Below are 206 nucleotides of genomic sequence, written 5' to 3' on the forward strand. Positions count from 1 at the left end.
CCATGGTGTAACCTGCTGAAATTACAAGATAAGAAGGTTGTCCAATTAGGAGTTAATATTCAGCTTGTCCGGATTATTATTTCTGTGATTGCTGTATTTCTCGCATCTGTGGCAACATCTATCGCAGGTATTATTATCTTTGCCGGATTGATTATTCCCCATATATCAAGACAGCTAGTCGGGACAAATCATCATATTCTTATTCC

Annotated in this window: 1 protein-coding gene; it reads left to right on the forward strand. The window is 37.9% G+C overall.

Annotated elements, in window-relative coordinates:
• A partial coding sequence (locus EOC06_RS39980; protein WP_164899151.1) for an iron chelate uptake ABC transporter family permease subunit occupies positions 1 to 206 on the forward strand: 206 nt, incomplete at both ends.

Source organism: Mesorhizobium sp. M7A.F.Ca.MR.362.00.0.0 (assembly GCF_004023175.1).
Taxonomy (GTDB): domain Bacteria; phylum Pseudomonadota; class Alphaproteobacteria; order Rhizobiales; family Rhizobiaceae; genus Mesorhizobium.